The following is a 21,206-nucleotide window of genomic DNA, read 5'->3' as shown; positions in this document are numbered from 1 at the left end:
AGAGAAGGACTTTTTCTATATTAAAAAATCTCTATTAGGCTTACATCATTCCGCCCATTCCGCCTTGTGGCATAGCGGGAGCTGCTTTTTCTTCTGGCTCATCAGCTACTACACACTCAGTAGTAAGCAATAAACCTGCAATAGAAGCCGCATTTTCCAATGCTAAGCGAGTTACTTTGGTTGGGTCAATGATACCTGCCGCAAACATGTTTTCGTATTTGTCATCGCGAGCATTGTAACCGAAGTCGTCTTTGCCTTCTTTTACTTTTTGTACTACTACGGAGCCTTCACCACCTGCATTTGCAACGATTGTTCTCAATGGAGCTTCCAAAGCCATTCTGATAATATTTACGCCTGTAGCTTGGTCTTCGTTAGCTACTTTCACATTATCAAGGGCAGAGATTGCTCTGATGAGAGCCACACCACCACCTGCTACGATACCTTCTTGAACTGCAGCTCTTGTAGCGTGCAAAGCGTCATCTACTCTGTCTTTCTTTTCTTTCATCTCTACCTCGGTAGCTGCGCCAATGTAAAGGATAGCTACTCCACCAGAAAGTTTAGCCAAACGCTCTTGTAATTTTTCTTTGTCGTAGTCAGAAGTAGTTACATCGATTTGTGCTTTGATTTGATTGATGCGACCTTGTATTTCTTCTGGCTTACCTGCACCATTTACAATAGTGGTATTATCCTTGTCAATGATGATTTTCTCAGCTTTACCAAGATAGTGTAAGGTAGCATTTTCTAACTTGTAACCTCTTTCTTCAGAGATAACAGTACCACCTGTTAAGATAGCAATGTCTTCTAACATAGCTTTTCTTCTATCGCCAAAACCTGGGGCTTTTACGGCAGCTACTCTTAATGCACCTCTAATTTTGTTTACTACTAAGGTTGCCAATGCTTCGCCGTCCACATCTTCAGCAATAATTAACAAAGGCTTACCTGTTTGTGCTGCTGCCTCGAGAATAGGCAACAACTCTTTCATAGAAGAGATTTTTTTGTCGTAGATTAAGATGAAAGCGTTTTCTAACTCAGCTTCCATTTTTTCGGTATTAGTAACGAAGTAAGGAGAAAGATAGCCTCTGTCAAATTGCATACCTTCTACTGTTTTTACTTCGGTTTCAGTACCTCTTGCTTCTTCTACAGTGATTACCCCGTCTCTACCTACTTTTTCCATAGCATTAGAAATCATGTTACCGATTTCCTCGTCGCTATTGGCAGAAATAGTAGCTACTTGAGCAATTTCACTTGAATTAGAAATAGGTTTAGATTGTTTTTTGAGGTTTTCTACGACAGCCGCAACCGCCTTGTCAATACCACGCTTCAAATCCATTGGGTTTGCGCCTGCCGCTACGTTTTTAATACCGTTGGCGAAAATAGCTTGTGCCAATACAGTTGCAGTAGTTGTACCGTCCCCTGCGCTATCAGCTGTCTTAGAGGCAACTTCTTTTACTAATTGCGCTCCCATGTTCTCGATAGCGTCTTTCAATTCGATTTCCTTTGCTACAGTGATACCGTCTTTTGTTACCGCAGGAGAGCCAAATTTCTTGTCAAGGATAACGTTACGACCTTTTGGACCTAAGGTAACTTTCACAGCGTCAGCCAAAGTATCAACGCCTTTTTTCAATCTATCTCTTGCGTCTGTATCGAATACAATTTTCTTTGCCATTTTATTTTATGAGTTTTAAATGTTTAACAAATATGGTTTGAATAGTTTGATTGTTTCTGGTTTTGTTTGATGTTGTTTGAATCCTGTTTAAAATTGTTTTGAGATAAACATTAATAACTTCAAACTTTTACTTCATCTAATTCAAACAATTTCTAACAAAACAAGATTAGAGGATTGCGAAGATGTCTGATTCGCGCATGATGAGGTACTCTTTGCCATCTACTGTAATTTCAGTGCCAGCATACTTGCCATAAAGCACAGTATCGTTCACCTTTACAGTTAAAGGTTCATCTTTTTTCCCTGTTCCAACAGCGACTACCACGCCTTTTTGGGGTTTTTCTTTCGCTGTATCAGGAATGAACAAACCAGATGCGGTTTTCTCTTCTGCTGGCGCAGGTTCTACCAGAACTCTGTCAGCCAAAGGTTTAATGTTGATGTTTGACATGATTTTAAGATAAAATAATGAAGATTTTAAAAAATAAACTTTTTCTAAGATGCAAAACTATGTAAGTTTTGTTGAATAAACTTTAAACTTCCGCTTTTGTTTTAGCATTTAGTATGCCATACCGTTTTTAAGCCTTTCTAAGCCTATTTTATGCGCATTTTTGGCATTTTTTATAAATGCTTTGTCAGTTTTATTGTTAAAAAAATTAAAAATATGACATTTTTGCAGGCTTTACTCATAAAAATTAACCAAGCACCCCTCAACCATTTGCTTTATTTTTGCGTTTTCAATTAGACATAAAATCAAATTTATGCGATTGTAAGTATTTGAAAAGCAAGTATTCGTAATCTTATACAAATCACTTTTATTTTACTTATTTACCCAAGTGCTAAATTAGGCAAAAGAATATGATGAAAATAAATACGGCGATTCTTACCATTCTGCTATTTACAAGTATGATGACTGCTTGTAACAATAGTGAGCAGGTAACGCCTACCAAGGAAGAGGAGATTTGGAATGTAAATGCGCCTCAGTCTTATCCTTTGAAAATCCCTGCTATGTTTAGCGAGCGTGTGAATATTCCAGAGGATAATCCTTTGACTATACAAGGAGTAGAGTTAGGGAGAATGTTATTTTATGAAAAAAAGCTCTCAGGTAATAATACAATGTCTTGCGCTTCTTGCCACAAACAGGAAAAAGCGTTTAGTGATAATACAAGATTTAGTACTGGTATTCAGGGAATTGTGGGTAGCAAGAATTCTATGTCTTTGGCAAATTTACTTTGGGTAAATCGCTTTTTTTGGAACGGGAGAGCAAGTAGCTTAGAAGAACAAGCCTTGGCACCTATCCAAGACCCCATAGAATTGCATCAAAGCCTTGAGCAGGCGGTAAAAAAACTGCAAGAAACCTCTATCTATCCACCTAAGTTCAAATTAGTTTTTGGCAGTGAAAAAATTACTGCCCAAAATATAGCCAAAGCAATAGCCCAATTTGAGAGAACACTTATTTCTGCTAACTCAAAGTATGACAAATATTTGCGAGGAGAATACACTCCCACAGACTTGGAACTGAAGGGCATGGATTTGTTTTTTACCCACCCTGTCCCTCAAACCAATTTGCGTGGAGGCAATTGTGGCGACTGTCATTTGCAAATTACTACGGCAGGAGATCGCAATGGATTCAGAGGTTTTCATAACAACGGATTAGATACAGATGCTACCTTAAATATTGGCTTACAAGCAGTAACAGGCAATCCTAATGATAGAGGCAAATTCAAAGCACCAACTTTGAGAAATATTGCTTTGACTGCACCCTATATGCACGATGGTAGATTTAATACCTTAGAACAGGTGTTGGAACACTACGACCAACATATTAAGATGAGTCAAACGCTTGACCCGCTTATCATCGAGGCAAGCAATGAACAGTTTTTGCCACCTAATACTGTCAAACTTTTTTTAACTCCACAAGAAAAACAAGCAATTTTGGCATTCTTACAAATGCTTACCGATGAGGAGTTTATCAAAAACCCAAAATTTGCTAATCCTTTTCAGTAGCTTTGCTCTTTACTTGTTAGAACATTACCTGTGATAAAAACTCCTTTTGATATTGGAGAGGGGACTTACCCATGAGATTTTTAAATTGGCGGTTAAAATTAGATATGGTATTGAACCCACTTTCTAAGGCAATTTGTGTAACACTTAACTTGTTGTCCATGAGTAATTTGCAAGCATAACCAATACGCACTTCGCTTACAAAATCGGAAAAGGTCTTATTGGTTCTACTTTTAAAATAACGGCAAAAAGCAGATTCGCTCATGCAAATCAAAGAAGCTAACTCACTTAAACTAATCTCTTCTTTAAAATGTTGCATTACGTACTCATGCACTTTTTGCATACGTTCTGTTTCTGAAATTTTATGTGAATTGACGTAATTGGGGGTAGTAATGTATTTATACTCAGTAGAATGGGATAAATCGTTTAAAATGCTAAGTAATTTTAGGATACTATCAAAGCCACTTAGCTTGACCAGTTCCATCAGACTTTTTTGCAGTGAAATACGCGTATCTCCTATAATTTCCAAACCACGTTGACTATTAGCAAAAAGTTGTTTAATCAAGTACATCTCGGGTTTTTCAAAAAAATCTTTTCCTAAAAAATCCTCAGTAAAGTAAACCACAATTCCATGAGCATGATTCTTTTCTGAATGGTCGCTACGCCAAACATGGGGAATATTAGGACCTAAAAAAACAGTATCCTCGGGCATAAATAGCCTAATATTGTCCCCTACAAAGCGAGTACCATTGCCATCTAAAACAGTAAATAGCTGATAATGCGGGTGAAAGTGCCAAGTAGGGTCAAACTGTGGCTCTATCAATTCCCGCACCATAAAAGAATGCACAGGGCTATCTACCGATTTCTTGATTAAGGCTTTCATACATTATTTTTCTACTTATTTTGCTTCTTTGCTTGATAAAAACAATCTATATAGTCAAAATACAGTCATAATTAGCAAAGATAGACATATTTCTGTATTTAGTTTTATTCTAATATTGTTCCAAAATTACATAAATGTAAAATAATGACAAAATTTGGAGTAAATCTACTTTTCTAATAAGCAAAACCTTAGAAATTCACTTTTATACGACCATCATTTTTACTTACTATGAATCAAGATTGCAAGTTCCTTTCTGAAAGGAAGTATTTACTTCAATCTATTTTTTACATTCCTTTAAACTGTTAGCTATTAGTAAATAAAATCAAATGAAAATGAAAACTTTTCTTACAACTTTGCTCTTATTCCTCTGCATTTGGGTAAATGCTCAGGACATTGTGAAGTATGCCCCCCAAGGTTTTGACTCCTTGCGTACAGGCATTGTTCAAGGAAAAATTGACACGATTAGCTACGATTCAAAAACCGTAGGCAACAAGCGTAAGGCTTTGATTTACACGCCGCCTAATTTTTCTAAGAAGAAGAAATATCCCGTTTTTTATCTTTTGCATGGCATAGGAGGTGACGAGAAAGAGTGGCTCAGAGGGGCAAATCCACAAGTCATTTTGGACAATCTCTATGCAGAAAACAAGTTAGCCCCTATGATTGTGGTCATGCCTAATGGCAGAGCTATGAAAGACGACAGAGCCATAGGGAATATTTTTGATAGCGCAAAAGTGCAAGCATTTGCCACTTTTGAAAAAGATTTATTAAACGATTTAATCCCTTTCATAGAGAAAAATTATCCTGTTTATACTGACCGTGAAAATAGGGCTATTGCGGGGCTATCTATGGGAGGGGGGCAGTCCTTAAACTTTGGTTTGGGCAATCTCGATAAGTTTGCTTGGGTAGGCGGTTTTTCTTCTGCCCCCAACACAAAAAGACCTGAAGTGCTTGTTCCTAATCCCTCAGAGGCAAAAAATAAACTGAAATTGCTTTGGATTTCCTGCGGTGATGCTGATGGGCTGATGTCTTTCAGCAAGCGAACCCATGATTATTTGTATGAAAAGCAAGTGCCTCATATTTTTTATGTAGAACCGGGAGGACATGATTTTAAAGTCTGGAAAAACGACTTATTCATGTTTTCTCAATTGCTTTTCAAACCTTTGGACAGTTCTCTTTTTCCTAAATATACTGTGTTAGGCGTTCCTGCTTCTACCAATGTAAGGTCTGCCAAATATCCACAAATTTTGCCTGATAATCGGGTAGTTTTCCGCATCAAAGCCCCTGAGGCTCAAAAGGTTCAAATTGATTTAGGCAAAAAATATGATATGGTCAAAGACAAAGAGGGCTTCTGGGAAGTAACTACTGAAGTAATCAGTGAGGGTATTCATTATTATTCCTTGCTGATTGATGGAGTTGCACTTGCCGACCCTGCAAGCGAAACATTTTATGGCATGGGACGCATGGCAAGTGGTATAGAAATACCTTCTGTAAATGGTGCTTACTATGCACTCAAAGACGTTCCTCATGGAGAAACCCGCATGAAAAGGTATTATTCTACCGTTACTAATTCATGGAGGCGTTTTTATGTTTACACTCCACCGGGTTATGACGAAAACCCTAATGAAAAATATCCTGTGCTTTACATCATGCACGGAGGCGGCGAAGATGAAAGAGGCTGGGGAACGCAAGGCAAAGCAGACATCATCTTGGACAATCTCATTGCAGAGAAAAAAGCCAAACCAATGTTGGTTGTGATGCTCGATGGCAATGTAAGCAGTGGTGGAGGCATCGCAGGTTTCAATGAGCAAGTTTTGCGTGCATTTGAAAACGAGTTGAAGCAATGTGTCATCCCTATGGTAGAGAAAAGCTACAAAGTAGCTACTGATGCCAAAAATAGAGCCTTAGCAGGTTTGTCTATGGGAGGTCTGCAAACACTTTATGCAGGAATAAGAAACACCAATTTATTTTCCTACTTGGGCGTATTTAGCTCAGGCTGGTTTGCGAATCGCACCGAACTCTCAGACCCTCAATATGAGTTCATGAAAAAGAATGTGGATATGATTAACAACAATTTAAGAGTTTTTTGGATTTCGATGGGTGGCAAGGAGGATATTGCCTACAATAACTGCCAAGTAATGATGTCCAAGTTCAGCGAAATGAACATAAAATATACTTATTCTGAGTATCCCGGTGGGCATACTTGGCCTGTATGGAGGCACGATTTATTTGAATTTTCTCAGTTGTTATTTAAGTAATGCAATCGTTAGCTTAGACTGATTTTGCTTAATTAGGGTTTAAGTGAATATAATAAAGTCAAAATAAAGTCAAAATAGGCAAAGATAAACACATTCTTGTTCATTTATTTTTACTAATATTGTAATAAGTTTTGTTAACCTTCCAAAGTCGGTCTTACTTTGGAATTTCATACTAAAGTTATTGCAATATATAACTACTTTTCACGAAACTACACGCGAAAAGAAACTTTAAAGGGGCTGACCATTAGTCAGCTCTTTTCTAAATAAAATAAAGTGTATATTTAAACCTTAAAAATCACTTAAAACCAATTTTCAACTAATACAAATGACAAAATTTGGAATGAATCTCCTGCTCTGGGGGACTCAAATAGACGAATCTCTTTTTCCTATTTTAGACCAAATTAAAGAAATAGGCTTTGACGGTGTAGAAGTTCCTATTTTTAATACCAACCCTGACTATTGGAAAGTGTGGGCAAAAAAATTAGACGAGTTGGATTTAGGAAGAGTCGCTGTAACTATCTGTGGTGCAGATTTTAACCAAATCAGCCCTGATGCACAAATGCGAAAAAAGACCTTAGCACGCAACAAGCAAGCGGTAGAGTGTGCCGCAAACTTAGGCGCAACAATGCTAACAGGACCTTATCACTCTGCTTTATGCGTTTTTACAGGCAAATCTGCAACCCAAGAGGAGTGGCAGTGGGCAGTGGAAAATATACACGCTTTGGCAGAACACGCTAAACAGTTTAATATCACCTTAGGTTTAGAGTACCTTAATCGCTTTGAAAGTTACTTGATTTCTTGTGCAGAGGAACTGCTTAGTTTTGTAGAAGCAGTCAATCACCCTAATTGCCAACTGATGTTTGATACTTTTCATGCCAATATTGAGGAAAAAAACATAGGAGAGGCAATTAAAAAATGTGCAAAGCACCTGATTCATGTGCAGGTTTCTGAAAATGATAGAAGCACGGTAGGCAAAGGGAATGTAGATTGGCAAGGTGTTTTTTCTACTTTAAAATCAATCAATTATGATGGTTGGCTCAGTGTAGAGGCGTTTAGCCCCAAGTTGGCGGTAGCAAATATCTGGCGGAAAATGTTTGACTCTGAGGAGCAGCTGATGCGAGATAGCTTGAGTTTTATTAAAAAAAATTATGAGTTGTGAATTATTTGCTTGGTACTTCATGTAATAACACATGAAGCATTGAAAATCAAATTTTTATGTGTTATATAAACGTATTATCATATAAAAAGCAAAAATTCACATAAAAGTCAAATCATAAAAAAATATTCAGTTTTTCATGTGTCATCACTTGGAAAGCAACGAAATAACATCAAACTTGTATTTTAAAACAACATCAAACCATTTCAAACAAAAATATAGAAGTAAGTATGAAAAAGTTGAACATGGCAATCGTAGGGCTTGGCTTCGGAGCAGAGTTTATCCCTATCTATCAGCGACATCCACATACTAATATGTATGCAATTTGCCAGCGTAATGTAGAAAAGCTAAATCAAATTGGAGATGCTTTTGGCATTGAAAAACGCTATTCGAATTATGATGAACTATTGGCTGACCCCAATATAGACGCTGTGCATATCAATTCTCCTATCCACAATCACGCAGAGCAAAGTTTGAAGGCACTCAAAGCAGGCAAACACGTGGCTTGTACCGTACCTATGGCGACTTCGGTAGAGGAGTGCATGGAAATAGTGAAAGCCTGCAAGGAATCAGGCAAAAAATATATGATGATGGAAACGGTAGTGTATAGTCGTGAGTTTCTCTTTGTCAAAGAGTTATACGAAAAAGGAGAACTCGGCAAAGTCCAATTCCTCAAAGCAAGTCATCAGCAAGACATGGACGGCTGGCCTGACTACTGGCCTGGATTGCCACCTATGCACTATGCTACGCACTGTGTAGGTCCTGTTACAGGTTTGCTCAAATTGGAAGCCGAATATGTTTCTTGCTTTGGTTCAGGAACTATCAGAGAAGAACTCATTAAACACTACAACTCTCCTTTTGCGATAGAAAGTGCGCACATCAAGTTCAAAGACAGCGATTTATCAGCTTATGTGTATCGTTCACTTTTTGATGTAGCTCGTCAGTACAGAGAAAGTTTTGAAGTCTATGGCTCTAAAAAATCCTTTGAATGGTCGCTGATAGAAGGCGAAGACCACGTAATCCACACCGCCAAAAAGCCTGAACACGAAATCCCTGAAAAGATACAAGTACCTGATTACGCACATCTTCTGCCCGAAGGAATCCAACAGTTCACCACCAAAGGTGTGTATGACTTAGGAGAAAATCAACACCTTTCTTTCGTGCAGGGTAGTGGGCATGGAGGTTCGCACCCGCACTTAGCGCATGAGTTCGTCATGGCAATCGTAGAGGACAGAGAACCTTTCCCTAATGCTTGGCAATCAGCCAACTGGACAAGTGTAGGTATCTTGGCACATGAATCAGCCTTGCAAGGAGGGAAAATCATGTATTTACCTGATTTTAAGAACGTTTAAGAGAAAAAAGGAAAAAATAGAGAATACCTGTCAGGTTTCCAAAACCTGACAGGTGTGTGTATATTAAAACTGTCGTTCCTATGGGACTTTTATTAATGAAATATACTCATAACTTCTACAAAACTGTTGTTTCTAAATAGGACTTTGATATTTGATATAAGTATTCTTTCTAATTTTTAATATATCATACTCAAATAATTACCTTTTCATGTCTTATCTCTCGGTACGAAGTACATGAAAAGCAAAATGCTTGACAACAAACCTAATACTCAAAACTAACAAACAAATTTCTTTTAATCATTAACTTAACTTTAGCATGAAAAAAACATTCCTTATCATCAACATTTTATTGCTATGGCTTGCCTGTTTTTCACCACAGACCTTTGCCCAAAAGCAAAAAAAGCAGGGCAATGCCCGCCGCTTGGAAGTCCTCTTTTTAGGGGATAATGGACACCACAAGCCAATAGAGCGTGTGCCTTCGCTCATGATGGCTTTGGGAAGTAAGGGAATAAATATTACCTATACAGATGATTTGCAAGACCTTACACTTGACAACCTGAATCAGTACGATGCTCTGCTTATTTATGCCAACTGGGATAGCTTGCCTCCTGCTCAAGAAAAAGCCTTGCTTACCTACGTAGGTAGTGGCAAGGCTTTGATTGCTGTGCATTGTGCATCTTACTGTTTTCGCAACTCTGCGGAATATGTAAAAATGGTGGGTGGGCAGTTTTGGCGACATAAAATGGACAGCATCACGACCACTTTTACCCAACCCAATCATCCAGCAGTTGCTGGTTTAAAACCTTTTACTGCTTTTGATGAAACTTATTTGCACGATAAATTACAAGCAGATAACAATGTGTTGGCAGTGAGAGAAATCAAAGCAGACCAAGCCAACGACAAACCCAACCAAAAAACAGAGCCTTATACTTGGACTCGTACTTATGGCAAAGGTAAGGTATTTTACACCGCTTACGGACACGATGAGCGCACTTGGAATCACATAGGTTTTCACGACTTGATAGAAAAAGGGATTTTGTGGGCAGTGGACGAAAAAGCGAAAAAGGCACACGCCGCACTCACTCCACAGCCGTTCCAATTTATAGAAGCAAAGTTACCTAACTATGAACAACGTCCAGGTCCTCAGTTGAAGCAGTTGGCTCTTTCGCCAGAGGAATCCATGAAACATATTCAAGTACCTGTAGAGTTCAACTTAGAACTTTTTGCCAGTGAACCAAACGTAATGCACCCTATCGCCATGACTTGGGACGAGAAAGGTCGCTTATACGTACTTATCACCAAAGATTATCCAAATGAACGCAAAGACGAAGGAGGTAGCGATTATATTTTGCTTTGCGAAGATACAAATAATGACGGGAAAGCAGATAAATTTACTCGTTTTGCTGACGGATTAAGTATCCCTACGGGCATGACCTTTGCCAATGGAGGTCTGGTGGTTTCCCAAGCTCCACACATGCTATTTTTGAAAGATACTGACGGAGACAACAAAGCAGATGAAAAGAAAATCTTGTTTTCAGGTTTTGGTACTTTTGATACACATGCGGGTCCTTCCAACTTACACTATGGTTTTGACAATTGGGTGTGGGGTTGCATAGGTTACTCTGGTTTCAAAGGCAAAGTAGGCAAAGATTCCTTAGAATTTGGGCAAGGATTTTTCCGATTCAAACCCGATGGCTCTCAATTAGAGTATGTTACAAGTACTAATAATAATACTTGGGGCTTTGCTTTCAACGAAACAGGAGATGTTTTTGGCTCTACTGCCAACAATGCACACGGTTGGTATATGCCGATTGCGAACCAATATTTCAACTCTGCCAGAGGCACAGATAACGGAAGCAGAAGCACTGATACGCACAAAGACATGAAAACCATTACCCCCAAAGTGCGCCAAGTAGATGCTTTTGGTGGGTTTACTGCTGCAGCAGGACATAACTTTTACACGGCAAGGGCTTTCCCTAAAAAATATTGGAATAAAATTGCGTTCGTTTGCGAACCCACAGGACACGTAGTTCACCAAAACAACATGGTGAAAAATGGGACGGATTTCCAAGATAAAGAAGCATTTAACTTGTTGGCAGGAGCTGATGAGTGGGTAGCTCCTGTTTTTGCAGAAGTAGGACCCGACGGGGCAGTTTGGATAGCAGATTGGTATAGTTTTATCATTCAACACAATCCTACTCCACAAGGCTTTACCAATGGAGCAGGAAATGCGTATGAAACTGATTTGAGGGACTTTACGCACGGAAGAATTTATAGAGTGAGTTGGAAAAAAGCACCACCTTACAAGCCTGTGGTTTTGGACAGAAACAAGCCTGAAACTTTGATTGCAGGTTTGAAAAATAGCAATATGTTTTGGAGAATGACAGCACAACGCTTGTTAGTAGAAAGGAATAATCAAGATGTTGTTTCTCAACTCATTGCTTTGGTCAAAGACCAGTCCTTAGACGAAATCGGGATTAACCCAACTGCAATTCATGCCTTACGAACTTTGGAAGGCTTAGGTGCGATAACTGCGTCTAATTCAGCGGTAATGGAAGCGGTAGTTGCTGCTCTCAAACACCCTTGCCATGGAGTTAGAAAAACAGCAATTCAGGTGTTACCAAAAAATGAAAGTTCTGTAAAAGCCTTATTAGCCAACGATTGCTTGAATGACAAAGAGCCTTTGGTGGTTTTAAATACCTTGCTGGCACTTTCTACTATGCCTTTGAACGCAGAAGCTGAAAATGCGATTTTGCAAAGACTGGAAAAATCCAGCGAAATCAATGACAGATGGTTGCCTGATGCTTTTGCGATTGCCTTGACAAGCAAAGGGGGAAAATTGTATAAGCAAGTGATTAAAAAATACTTAGGCAAAAAAGAAACACCCAAAGCCAATGATGGCGGCATGAATCACCAACATCATCAAATGACTACCAATGAAGACAAGCCACAAACCCCTGTAAGTGAAAAAGCGGATTTGGTGGTAGAAGCGGTAAACATGACTACTACTACGCCTGTGGTGAGGGAAGGTTTTGGCTACAGCATTGTCTTAAAAAATCAAGGAAAAACCGATATTCCAAAAGGTAAACTCATTGTAGTCCAAATCAATCTGATAGGGCAAGGCTATAAAATTGACCAAGTAAGCAACTACATGGACGGAATAGAAGCAGGAAAAAGCGTAACGCTTACCAAAGGGAACAATGGACCTTGGACTTTTAACTTAGGATATAGTTCTGATAAAGCGGGTGATTATGTACTTGATATTGTAGTGGATAAAGACAATAAGATTGACGAAGGAAATGAAATGAACAACCGCTTTACCAAGAAGTTTACTTACCTACCTCCGCCAAATATGACCGCTTACGTATTGGAAAGAGCTACAAGGAGTTATGCCTCGCTTGCCAGCATAGACTCTGCGGTGAGCATTTTGAAATACAGCACCCAATTAGACCAAGCGTATAGCAATGCACTCCTCAAAGGACTAAGCTCAGGTTGGAACGCCAAGCGCAAAGACACGCCTAAAACAGAGGACAACCCCTTCCTAAAGTCTTTTTATCAAGGAGTGGCAAATGAACACAAGGAAAGGATTGCTCGCCTTTTGGTAGGTTGGAATGTGCTTTCTCCTAATGAAATCAGCGACCCTAATGCACAAATAATTCACCTCAAAGCGATTAAAGAAACTTTGAAGTTTGATAAAAAGGAGTTTACTGTAACCGCAGGGAAGCCTGTAGAAATCGTTTTTGAAAATCCAGATGCGATGCAACACAACCTCGTCATAGGGCAACCTTACAGCTTGGAAACTATTGGAAAAGAAGCAGATAAGATGATTACACAAAAAGATGGCGCAGAGAAAAACTATGTTCCTGCAATTCCACAAGTCATAGTAGCGACTCCTTTGGTGAATCCAGAGCAAAGCTACCGCCTCAAATTTACTGCTCCAACTGAACCAGGGGAGTATGTCTTTGTGTGTACTTTCCCAGGGCATTGGCGCATTATGAATGGAGTGATGAAGGTAGTAAATGCGGTAAGGTAAAAAAATTTACTAAACCTGTCAGAGTTTCAAAACCTGACAGGTTTTAGGCTCTATATTCGTACTATGAATTGTTATATGCCGTTAGGCATACGATATTGGTAGAAAATAATTTATTCAAACTGTACCAATCCCGTAAGGGATTGAATATTAAACTCCTAACGGAGTTTGGGCGATACAAATAAAATAGTGCTACCAATATTAAGTCCTTGACAGGACTTCTCTTTATTCATAACTTTTTGATACACTTATCTATAGCCTTGAACCTACCATAGATTCAAGCGTTACGCTTGAACCAGTAGGATAACACCATTACTCACTAAACCAAACTTTAAACAAAATTATGAGCAAAAAACTATTTATCCTCTCACTGCTCGTTTGGGCTGTGGGGTGCTTCTCTCATGCTGTCGTAGCACAGCCGCCAAGAGGTCCCTTTGTAGTATCTCCTCAGATTAATTCCGATAAAACTGTAACCTTCCGCTATTTAGCCCCTTCTGCTAAAGAAGTAAAGCTAAGTGGACAGTTTCTAAAAAGTCCAATGGAGATGGTCAAAGATTCTATTGGGATTTGGAGTGTAACCGTAAGTAACATTAAGCCAGACATTTATCCGTATAGCTTTCAGGTAGATGGAGTTACAGTCATGGACCCTGCCAATGTGTCTTTTTTTCCTAACGAACGCTTCAAAGCGAGTTTGGTAGATGTGCCTGATAATCCGCCTTTGATTCATGCCTTGCAAAATGTACCGCATGGAACGATTACCTACGAGTATTATCCATCTGTTGAAGGAACTACAGGCTCAGTAGTGGTTTATACACCTCCCAATTATGATAAAGATGCTTCCAAAAAATATCCTGTTTTTTATCTGATTAGTGGGACTACGGATACTGAAGAAACTTTTTTTAAAGTAGGTCGCACCAACTTGATTCTTGATAATCTGATTGCTGAAGGCAAAGCCAAACCTATGATAGTTGTCATGCCTTATGGAAATCCTATGGCTAAGATAGCCGAACAAAAAGGAAGATCTAAACCTGCTGACCCCACCTCAAGAGATGGCGCAGATGCCGTAAATAGAGCCAAGTTATTTGAAGTGGATTTAGTCAGTAATTTGATACCATACATTGAAAAAAACTACCGAACACTCAACAATCGAGAAAACCGAGCCATTGGGGGATTTTCAAGAGGAGGAGGACAAACTTTAAGAACTGCTTTTGGTAACATGGACAAGTTCGCTTGGATTTGTTGTTATAGCTCCTATTTATCTACTTCAGAAATGGAAAGTAATTTTAAGTCGATTACGGAAAAACCCGAAAACACCAATAAGCAATTGAAATTATTTTGGATAGGGGTGGGTGATGAGGATTTTCTCTACAAAGGTACAGTGGAATTTATGGACTACCTAAAAGCCAAAAAAGTGAACTATAAAAGCCTTATTACACCCGGTGGACATACATGGATGAATGTGAAAACATACGTAGCAGAAACTGCACAACTACTTTTCAGATAAACCTTAAACACTTTTGTAAATATGAAACAGATATTTTATATTTTGCTAATCCTTGCCTTTTCAGCTTTGACAGCCTTTGCCCAAAGACCACCTTCCATTAGTTCGCCAGAAGTTGCTCCTGACCACAGCATTACGTTCAGGTACTATGCCCCTAAAGCCCAAAAAGTAATGGTAAGTGGAGAGTTTTTAGCTGCACCTATGCTCATGACCAAAGATACTTCGGGAATATGGAGTGTTACTGTTCCCTCCGTCAAGCCCGATATTTACCCATATAGTTTTTGGGTGGACAGTGTGCAAATCGCTGACCCTAACAATACTTACATTTTTGCCAATGAAAGATTCAAACGTAGTATTGTAGAGGTTCACGGCGACCAACCGCTCATTCATTCTTTGCAAAATGTGCCGCATGGAAAAATCAATTACCGATATTATCAATCCTCTACTTTGGGAACTACTCGAACTTTATTGGTCTATACGCCTCCAAACTTTGATGCAAATGGAAAAACCAAATATCCAGTGCTTTACTTGATTCATGGAGGTTCAGACACTGAGGAAACTTGGACAAAAGTGGGTCGGGCTAACCTCATTGCCGATAACCTCATTGCTCAGAAAAAAGCAACACCTATGATTATCGTCATGCCTTATGCCAACGTAGCCCCAAGCCCAAGAGAACTTTTTACCAAAGACATGATGAATGACATCATTCCGTTTGTAGAAAGCAACTATCCTGTTTTGACGGACAGCAAAAGTCGGGCAATAGCAGGATTTTCTGTAGGTGGGGGGCAGACACTTAATATTGGACTGACCAATCCCGATAAGTTTGCTTACGTATGCTCTTACGCACCTTTTACAGCTACAGACGAGTTCAAAAAGAATTTTGGCAACTGGTCGCCTAATGCGGCTCTGATGAACAAACAACTCAAATTGTTCACCATTAGCATTGCCACTGAGGACTTCCTCTATGAAAGTGTAAAACAAAATATTGCTATGTTTAAGGAAAAGCAACTGAATCTTGAAACTTTGGTGGTATCGGGGGGGCATACATGGATGAACTGCAAACTCTACTTGGCGAATACTTTGCAACAGATTTTTAAATAAGAAAACTGTAAAATAAGGCTATTAAAAAGCCTAATATCTTCCCATGCTGGGATTCCTAAGCAATGGTTTAGACGGGGCTGCTAAGCGATAGTTAGGCTTAAAAATGTGATAAAAAGCTATCAACTTGTCTTAGGACTCCGTCTAACAATTCTTTTGAATTACTTAGCTAATTTTGTTGAGGTACTTACTTAGCTTTTGACAATAAATACATAATTTAGGAAAAATTTTATCAGTCAAAATCTACCATGAATAGAAAATCATTTATCCTTAAAACGGGTGTTTTTATAGGCGTATGTGCTTGTGCAGGGGCGTGTGTACTGCCCAAAGGCGAGCAGGTAGAGCCTAAAAAAGAAGAAAAAGTAGATTTTACCATTGACTTGACAGAAACTAAGTTTGCCGATTTGCAAAAAATAGGAGGCTTTATTTACGAAAAACTCATCATTGTAGTTCGCAAAAGCACAAGTGAGTATTTGGCATTTAACCAATACTGCACCCATGCCGCAGGCGTAGTACAATTTATCCCCCAAAACAACCACCTCCAATGCCCTGTGCATGGGTCTATTTTTGATTTAGATGGCAAGGTGATTCAATCCCCTGCCATCAACCCTTTAAAAAAATACAAAGCGGAACGCAATGGGAATTTATTGCGGGTTTTTGAGTAAACTATACGCTACTTATATTTGTAAAATGATTATCATTTTATAAATTTGTAATAACAAAATCAAATAATAATGGAAACAAAAAAGCGAGTATGGATTTCTTATGACTTAGGAGTAATAGGGGATTATGAAAGCCTATATCAATGGTTTGATGAGCAGGGAGCAAAGGAATGTGGATTGAATATTGCCACGTTTGAGGTAGAGGTAGAAGAGGAAAAACTCATTGATTATCTACGTAGTAATATGAAAAAAGAGTAAAAGTTGAGAAAACTACAAGAATATATGCTATCTATTTACAACGTAGTACAGGTAAAGTTAAAGGAGAGTTTATATTTGGAAAACGAAAGCGCGCTATATGGGAGGGATACGCCACTTCTAAATCAGAGGAAGTAGATATTTAAAAATAGATATGCAAAATATCCTTGTAGATACGTGTTTCTGGTTCGGGCTTTTTGATAAAAATGACCAATGGCATAAGTCAGCATTAGATATTCTCGAGGCAACCAAAAAAGAAAATAGATATTTAATTCCATTTCCTTCTTTGTATGAGATTCTTCATACTCAATTTGTTAAAAATAACAAAAACAACTTTGATGCTTTTTTAAAATCACATCAAGTTAATTTTATTAAAGATGATAAGTACATTAAAAAAGCATTTGAACGATGTTTAAAGCCCGAAAACTATAAGTATAGTTTGGTAGATTTAGTTCTAAGAATGATGATTACTGGTGTAAATATATCTATTCAGGCATTTATTACTTTTAATTCTAATGATTTTCATGATGTTTGCCAAGAACGCGGTATTACTTTACTTTCTTCTTAAAATCTACTTCCGTTAAACTTTTCATAAAGGCTATCAAGTCTTTTTGCTCTTGCTTATTTAGGTTTAACTTGTCAAAGGGTAGTGTTTGGTTGTCTAACTGGATTCCTATGCCTTCGCCCCCGCCTCTATTATAAAAATCTATTACTTGCTCTAAGGTTTGGTAAACGCCGTTGTGCATATAGGGTGCGGTCATTTCCACATTCCTCACCGTAGTAGTTTTAAAAGCGAAAGTATGCAAAGGTATTTTAGTCGTATTGAATTTACCTTTGTCAGAGTCTATAGTAGCTTTAGCAGTATCTGGTTTGGTAGGCACGCCTATGATTTCTGTTTCCATTTTATCAAAAACAGGAGGCACTGTGCCATTAAAAAGAGGCATAAAATGGCAGGTGCCGCATTTTGCTTTACCCATAAAAAGATTAAAACCGTTGATTTCTTGAGAATTAAGCTGAGTTTTATCTCCTCTCATGTACTTATCAAAGCGAGAGTTTAGGCTTTTTAGAGAGCGTAAATATGTAGCCAAAGCAATTTTAAACTGCTCCTCTGTAATGGGGCTTTGTGTATTTTCTTCCTCTGTTAAAAATACTTTTTGGAAAAGTCGTTGATAATTTTTATCTTGATTAAGTTTGCTTACTGCTTCTTTTACTGAGCTGTGCATTTCATCTTTGGCACTCAGTACATCGGTGATTTGGTCTTCCATATAGGCTACTCTACCCTCGTAGAAAAGGCTTGCTTGCAGTCCTGCATTGAGCAAGGTAGGGGCGTTTCTACTGATAAAACCTTTGCCGTCAAAAGATGCACTTTTAGGCAAACCATCAGTAAAGGCTCTTTCGGGCTGGTGGCAGGAAGCACAGTTGCGTTGATTGTTGCCTGACAAAATGTTGTCGTAAAATAGGGCTTTCCCTAAGGCTACAACTTCTTGATTATGTGCATATTTTCTGCTATAAAGAGGAGCAAAATAAGTTTCATCAAAAGCATCTTCCTCAAAAAGTGTTTTAGCAGTAGTTTTCAGGAAGCGATGTTCTTCAAAAGATTGAATACCTAATTTGATTTGGTAGTCGAGTAAAAGCTCGGAAATAGGATTAGCAAATTTAGTGATAAAATAAGCGCGATTAAAAGCATCAAAATCATTGAATTTGAGGATATATTTTTCTGCTTGGTCTATTTTATGCCAGAGTTTAGTATATCCTTCTATCTGCTTACTTTCATTAGCAACTAATTTAAAATTAGCAAAACGAATGGGTTTTTCATAAAGAGCAATGTACTTTTTTAATGTACTGAGAACAGCCATTGCCTCAGGCAAAGAATTTTTGGCAATAGGAGAATCAAAGCCACTGATACCCAAAGTAATAAGCCTAAAAACTTCCAATCGCATAGCATCAAAAATATGGGCATCTGTTAGGGTATTAGGTTCTGAAACTCTTTTGAGGTGCTTAATATTTACCAAAGTTATTTCTACATGTTTTAAGGCTTCTTCTTTATTTTCAGGCAAATAAGGAAAAAGTAATTCTTCTATCACTTGGAAACCCTCAGGATAAACTACTACGTTAGGGTCTTCTTCCTCTACTTCGTCAAGGGCGGGCTGATTGAGCTTTTTAGCCGTGAATGGGTTGTAAAGTTCTGCCAAGAACTCTACTTGTTTATATGCAGCGCGAGCCTCAAAAAAGGCTTGTTGGATTTTTGTTTCGCTTATATTGCTTAGAATTACATTTTTCAGATTTTCTGTCTTACTATACAAGGAATCAATGTCTTGCAAGAAAATGATTTTTGCTTGCTCGGAAGTGGGTGTTTCTTGCTCTGCTTGCTTATCTGGGATACAAGCCTGATGAAATAATAAGATGATGAGAAAGAAGTAATATTTTTTCATAAGTATTCCTAAAATGTAAAAGATATATTTGAAAGAAAAAACATTGGCAAGGCTTTTACACCTTGTCAATGTTTACAAGTAAAATTATTTTTGGATTCCTTTAATGATTACCAACTGGCTGGCTTGGTCTTCATTAGGACGTAAAGTACCTCCGTCAGCATTTTTATAAGCCTCGCCCCGCCAAGTGTGCGGTTGTACACAAATTACAAAGGTATTAGGAATACCGATAAGGTCAGAAATATCTTCCATTGCACCGTATTCCCAGCTACCAAAAGTAGAAGGTCTGCCACCCACATTGTATTTTGCTGCATCAGTAGCATTTCTTCTGTGGTCGAGTTCTATCACTTTTTTAAATTCTCCAGAAGCAATATTGTACTGATAGATATAAGCATCATGTGTCTCATCGCCATAGCTATTAGGGTCTTCCTGTACGTACACATAGTTTTGAGTAACGCAGATGTTATCAGGGTTTTGAAACTCTTTAGCTTTACCATTTCTGTCATCGCCATCTAAGATTACTTCCAACGAACCTTTCAAGGGGTCGTTAGCATCTAACATAAGACGATATACTCTGCCATATTTGCTGCGAGAATAGTTCGCATTAACCCCTGTGTTATTTTGACCTGTGGTGTTAAAGTAAATTTCTCTGTAGTTAGCAGTGCTACCCTTGCGGTAGTCGAGGTCTTCTACACGACCAAAAGAAATAGAATTGAGTCTTTGTGAGGTTTCGTTGATTTGACGACCAGTAAGGGTCTTGTGGTTATCTATTTTTACAAATTCAACTTCGTACTTTTGCCCTACTTTCATGTCCATTTCTCTCGTGTTGTTGTCTTTGCGCTTCAAGATGTAAAGACTTCCATTGTCCAAATCGCCTATGCTATTGCCTACATACAACGCCACTTGACCTCCAAAAGTACCAGAATCGTCATCACCAATAATAATTACTGTTCTGTTAGGATAAGCAGCAGCAGGGAGAGGCACAGCATTTTCAGCGTTCCAACGTCCTAAGCCAGCGATTTCGCGAGATTGAGTTGCTCTGCTTACATCGTCAAAAGGATTCAAAGCATGAGTGCGAGATTCCTCACCACTTTCCCCACAGGTAAAATATAAAGGACCGAAGCCATGCACTTCTCTTGTTGCCAAAGTTGCAGAACAAAGTCTCCAAATACCACCTGTAGAGTTGAGCAAGTATTCCCCTTTGATAGGCTTGAAAGTTTTGTCAAGCGTAATGCGAGAAACAGCAAAGTTGTCTTCATGATTAACAAGCATGATGTACTTGTCGCCATCTTTCAAGATACCAGCACCATCAGCAGAGCCACCAAATACGAAGTTTGGAGATTGAGGAAGTTTGTCATCACTACCTAATAGAGAGAATACTTCCAAATTCTCAAAACCGGGCATTTTTTTTACTAAAGCAGGTGTTACAGAGTGATTAGCCAAAACTACTTCGTTTACTTTTGCCTCATCACTTTTAGAGCAGCTACTTACAACTATGGCTACACATAGCATAAGGAGCAAGCCAAATTTGTTAAAATTTTTCATGTTTAGAAATGAATAAAGTTTTGAAATTTTAATTTTTTCCAAACACAAAAGTAGATAAGCAATGTAAACCGCTTTTTAAGCCAATTTGAATGTATAAAGTCTATACTTTATTTAGAATTATTCCAGATAAGTATTAAAAAATTGATTACCACATAGATAAGTGTTGATATAAAAGGTTTAAAAAAGTTAAAATTTAATTTTTTTAACATTCGATTTACTTTTTTTTAAAATTAACATTTTGGAATAAATATATAGGCTTGCATGTTATTGGTAATAAGATACTTATTACTTATATAGAACTAAATCAAAATTCTTGATGGTACTGATTTCCCATTTTATAAGTAGTTTTCTCCCTATTTTTCTTATTTTTGCCACT

15 protein-coding genes are annotated in these 21,206 nt (G+C 38.2%); 10 read left to right on the top strand and 5 right to left on the bottom strand.

What is annotated here, in order from left to right; all coding sequences use genetic code 11:
* Window positions 1-40 precede the first annotated feature (40 nt).
* Window positions 41-1,666 (bottom strand): chaperonin GroEL, encoded by a 1,626-nt coding sequence (groL, locus tag BM141_RS04430; protein ID WP_091540689.1) that lies wholly within the window; start codon window positions 1,664-1,666, stop codon window positions 41-43.
* A 166-nt stretch (window positions 1,667-1,832) separates the two neighbouring features.
* A complete protein-coding gene (locus BM141_RS04425) occupies window positions 1,833-2,111 on the bottom strand; it encodes a co-chaperone GroES (RefSeq protein ID WP_091540685.1) in 279 nt (92 codons plus the stop codon).
* 407 nt (window positions 2,112-2,518) lie between these two features.
* Between BM141_RS04425 and BM141_RS04420 the strand changes: the two genes are divergently transcribed.
* Window positions 2,519-3,667: a cytochrome-c peroxidase gene (locus tag BM141_RS04420; RefSeq protein WP_245763976.1), complete on the top strand. Its 1,149-nt coding sequence runs from the start codon at window positions 2,519-2,521 to the stop codon at window positions 3,665-3,667.
* A 16-nt stretch (window positions 3,668-3,683) separates the two neighbouring features.
* Here BM141_RS04420 and BM141_RS04415 read toward each other — a convergent pair whose 3' ends face one another.
* On the bottom strand, window positions 3,684-4,547 hold the full coding sequence (locus BM141_RS04415) for an AraC family transcriptional regulator (protein ID WP_091540682.1): 864 nt from the start codon (window positions 4,545-4,547) through the stop codon (window positions 3,684-3,686).
* 332 nt (window positions 4,548-4,879) lie between these two features.
* On the opposite strand from BM141_RS04415, the gene BM141_RS04410 reads away from it, so the two are divergent.
* From BM141_RS04410 to BM141_RS04370, 9 genes are all read left to right on the top strand, one after another.
* Window positions 4,880-6,802, top strand: coding sequence for an alpha/beta hydrolase-fold protein (locus tag BM141_RS04410; protein ID WP_091540779.1), 1,923 nt, complete (start codon window positions 4,880-4,882; stop codon window positions 6,800-6,802).
* Window positions 6,803-7,127: 325 nt separating this feature from the next.
* Window positions 7,128-7,961 carry a sugar phosphate isomerase/epimerase family protein gene (locus BM141_RS04405; RefSeq protein WP_245763975.1) on the top strand — a complete coding sequence of 278 codons (834 nt, stop codon included), beginning with the start codon at window positions 7,128-7,130 and terminating at the stop codon, window positions 7,959-7,961.
* A gap of 227 nt (window positions 7,962-8,188) precedes the next feature.
* Entirely contained in the window at window positions 8,189-9,310 is a 1,122-nt protein-coding gene (locus BM141_RS04400; protein WP_091540679.1) for a Gfo/Idh/MocA family protein, read from the top strand.
* Between the two features lie 316 nt (window positions 9,311-9,626).
* Complete coding sequence (locus BM141_RS04395; protein ID WP_091540676.1) at window positions 9,627-13,343, top strand: PVC-type heme-binding CxxCH protein; 3,717 nt, start codon at window positions 9,627-9,629, stop codon at window positions 13,341-13,343.
* Window positions 13,344-13,683: 340 nt separating this feature from the next.
* Window positions 13,684-14,844 carry an esterase gene (locus BM141_RS04390; protein ID WP_091540672.1) on the top strand — a complete coding sequence of 387 codons (1,161 nt, stop codon included), beginning with the start codon at window positions 13,684-13,686 and terminating at the stop codon, window positions 14,842-14,844.
* 21 nt (window positions 14,845-14,865) lie between these two features.
* Complete coding sequence (locus BM141_RS04385; protein WP_091540668.1) at window positions 14,866-15,942, top strand: esterase; 1,077 nt, start codon at window positions 14,866-14,868, stop codon at window positions 15,940-15,942.
* Window positions 15,943-16,187: 245 nt separating this feature from the next.
* Complete coding sequence (locus tag BM141_RS04380; RefSeq protein WP_091540665.1) at window positions 16,188-16,604, top strand: QcrA and Rieske domain-containing protein; 417 nt, start codon at window positions 16,188-16,190, stop codon at window positions 16,602-16,604.
* Window positions 16,605-16,673: 69 nt separating this feature from the next.
* A complete protein-coding gene (locus BM141_RS04375; protein ID WP_091540662.1) occupies window positions 16,674-16,859 on the top strand; it encodes a hypothetical protein in 186 nt (61 codons plus the stop codon).
* 151 nt (window positions 16,860-17,010) lie between these two features.
* Complete coding sequence (locus tag BM141_RS04370) at window positions 17,011-17,424, top strand: hypothetical protein (RefSeq protein WP_091540659.1); 414 nt, start codon at window positions 17,011-17,013, stop codon at window positions 17,422-17,424.
* On the opposite strand, the gene BM141_RS04365 is transcribed toward BM141_RS04370, so the two are convergent.
* Together BM141_RS04365 and BM141_RS04360 are read right to left on the bottom strand one after the other, a co-directional pair.
* The gene (locus BM141_RS04365) at window positions 17,405-19,288 is read right to left on the bottom strand and encodes a cytochrome-c peroxidase (RefSeq protein ID WP_091540656.1); all 1,884 of its coding nucleotides are present in this window, start codon (window positions 19,286-19,288) and stop codon (window positions 17,405-17,407) included. The genes BM141_RS04370 and BM141_RS04365 overlap by 20 nt on opposite strands.
* An 84-nt stretch (window positions 19,289-19,372) precedes the next feature.
* Window positions 19,373-20,830, bottom strand: coding sequence for a PhoX family protein (locus BM141_RS04360; RefSeq protein ID WP_091540652.1), 1,458 nt, complete (start codon window positions 20,828-20,830; stop codon window positions 19,373-19,375).
* Window positions 20,831-21,206 lie beyond the last annotated feature (376 nt).

Origin of the sequence: Thermoflexibacter ruber, from assembly GCF_900113045.1 — a bacterium.
GTDB lineage: Bacteria > Bacteroidota > Bacteroidia > Cytophagales > Thermoflexibacteraceae > Thermoflexibacter > Thermoflexibacter ruber.
This window is presented reverse-complemented; position numbering and strand designations above follow the sequence as displayed.

Excerpts from the sequence above, each read along its gene's own strand:
- BM141_RS04365 (WP_091540656.1), bottom strand. The coding sequence starts at position 19,288 with ATGAAAAAATATTACTTCTTTCTCATCATCTTATTATTTCATCAGGCT.
- BM141_RS04400 (WP_091540679.1), top strand. The coding sequence starts at position 8,189 with ATGAAAAAGTTGAACATGGCAATCGTAGGGCTTGGCTTCGGAGCAGAG.
- BM141_RS04420 (WP_245763976.1), top strand. The coding sequence starts at position 2,519 with ATGATGAAAATAAATACGGCGATTCTTACCATTCTGCTATTTACAAGT.
- BM141_RS04370 (WP_091540659.1), top strand. The coding sequence starts at position 17,011 with ATGCAAAATATCCTTGTAGATACGTGTTTCTGGTTCGGGCTTTTTGAT.
- BM141_RS04385 (WP_091540668.1), top strand. The coding sequence starts at position 14,866 with ATGAAACAGATATTTTATATTTTGCTAATCCTTGCCTTTTCAGCTTTG.
- BM141_RS04380 (WP_091540665.1), top strand. The coding sequence starts at position 16,188 with ATGAATAGAAAATCATTTATCCTTAAAACGGGTGTTTTTATAGGCGTA.
- BM141_RS04405 (WP_245763975.1), top strand. The coding sequence starts at position 7,128 with ATGACAAAATTTGGAATGAATCTCCTGCTCTGGGGGACTCAAATAGAC.
- BM141_RS04415 (WP_091540682.1), bottom strand. The coding sequence starts at position 4,547 with ATGAAAGCCTTAATCAAGAAATCGGTAGATAGCCCTGTGCATTCTTTT.
- groL (WP_091540689.1), bottom strand. The coding sequence starts at position 1,666 with ATGGCAAAGAAAATTGTATTCGATACAGACGCAAGAGATAGATTGAAA.
- BM141_RS04375 (WP_091540662.1), top strand. The coding sequence starts at position 16,674 with ATGGAAACAAAAAAGCGAGTATGGATTTCTTATGACTTAGGAGTAATA.
- BM141_RS04410 (WP_091540779.1), top strand. The coding sequence starts at position 4,880 with ATGAAAACTTTTCTTACAACTTTGCTCTTATTCCTCTGCATTTGGGTA.
- BM141_RS04425 (WP_091540685.1), bottom strand. The coding sequence starts at position 2,111 with ATGTCAAACATCAACATTAAACCTTTGGCTGACAGAGTTCTGGTAGAA.
- BM141_RS04360 (WP_091540652.1), bottom strand. The coding sequence starts at position 20,830 with ATGAAAAATTTTAACAAATTTGGCTTGCTCCTTATGCTATGTGTAGCC.
- BM141_RS04390 (WP_091540672.1), top strand. The coding sequence starts at position 13,684 with ATGAGCAAAAAACTATTTATCCTCTCACTGCTCGTTTGGGCTGTGGGG.
- BM141_RS04395 (WP_091540676.1), top strand. The coding sequence starts at position 9,627 with ATGAAAAAAACATTCCTTATCATCAACATTTTATTGCTATGGCTTGCC.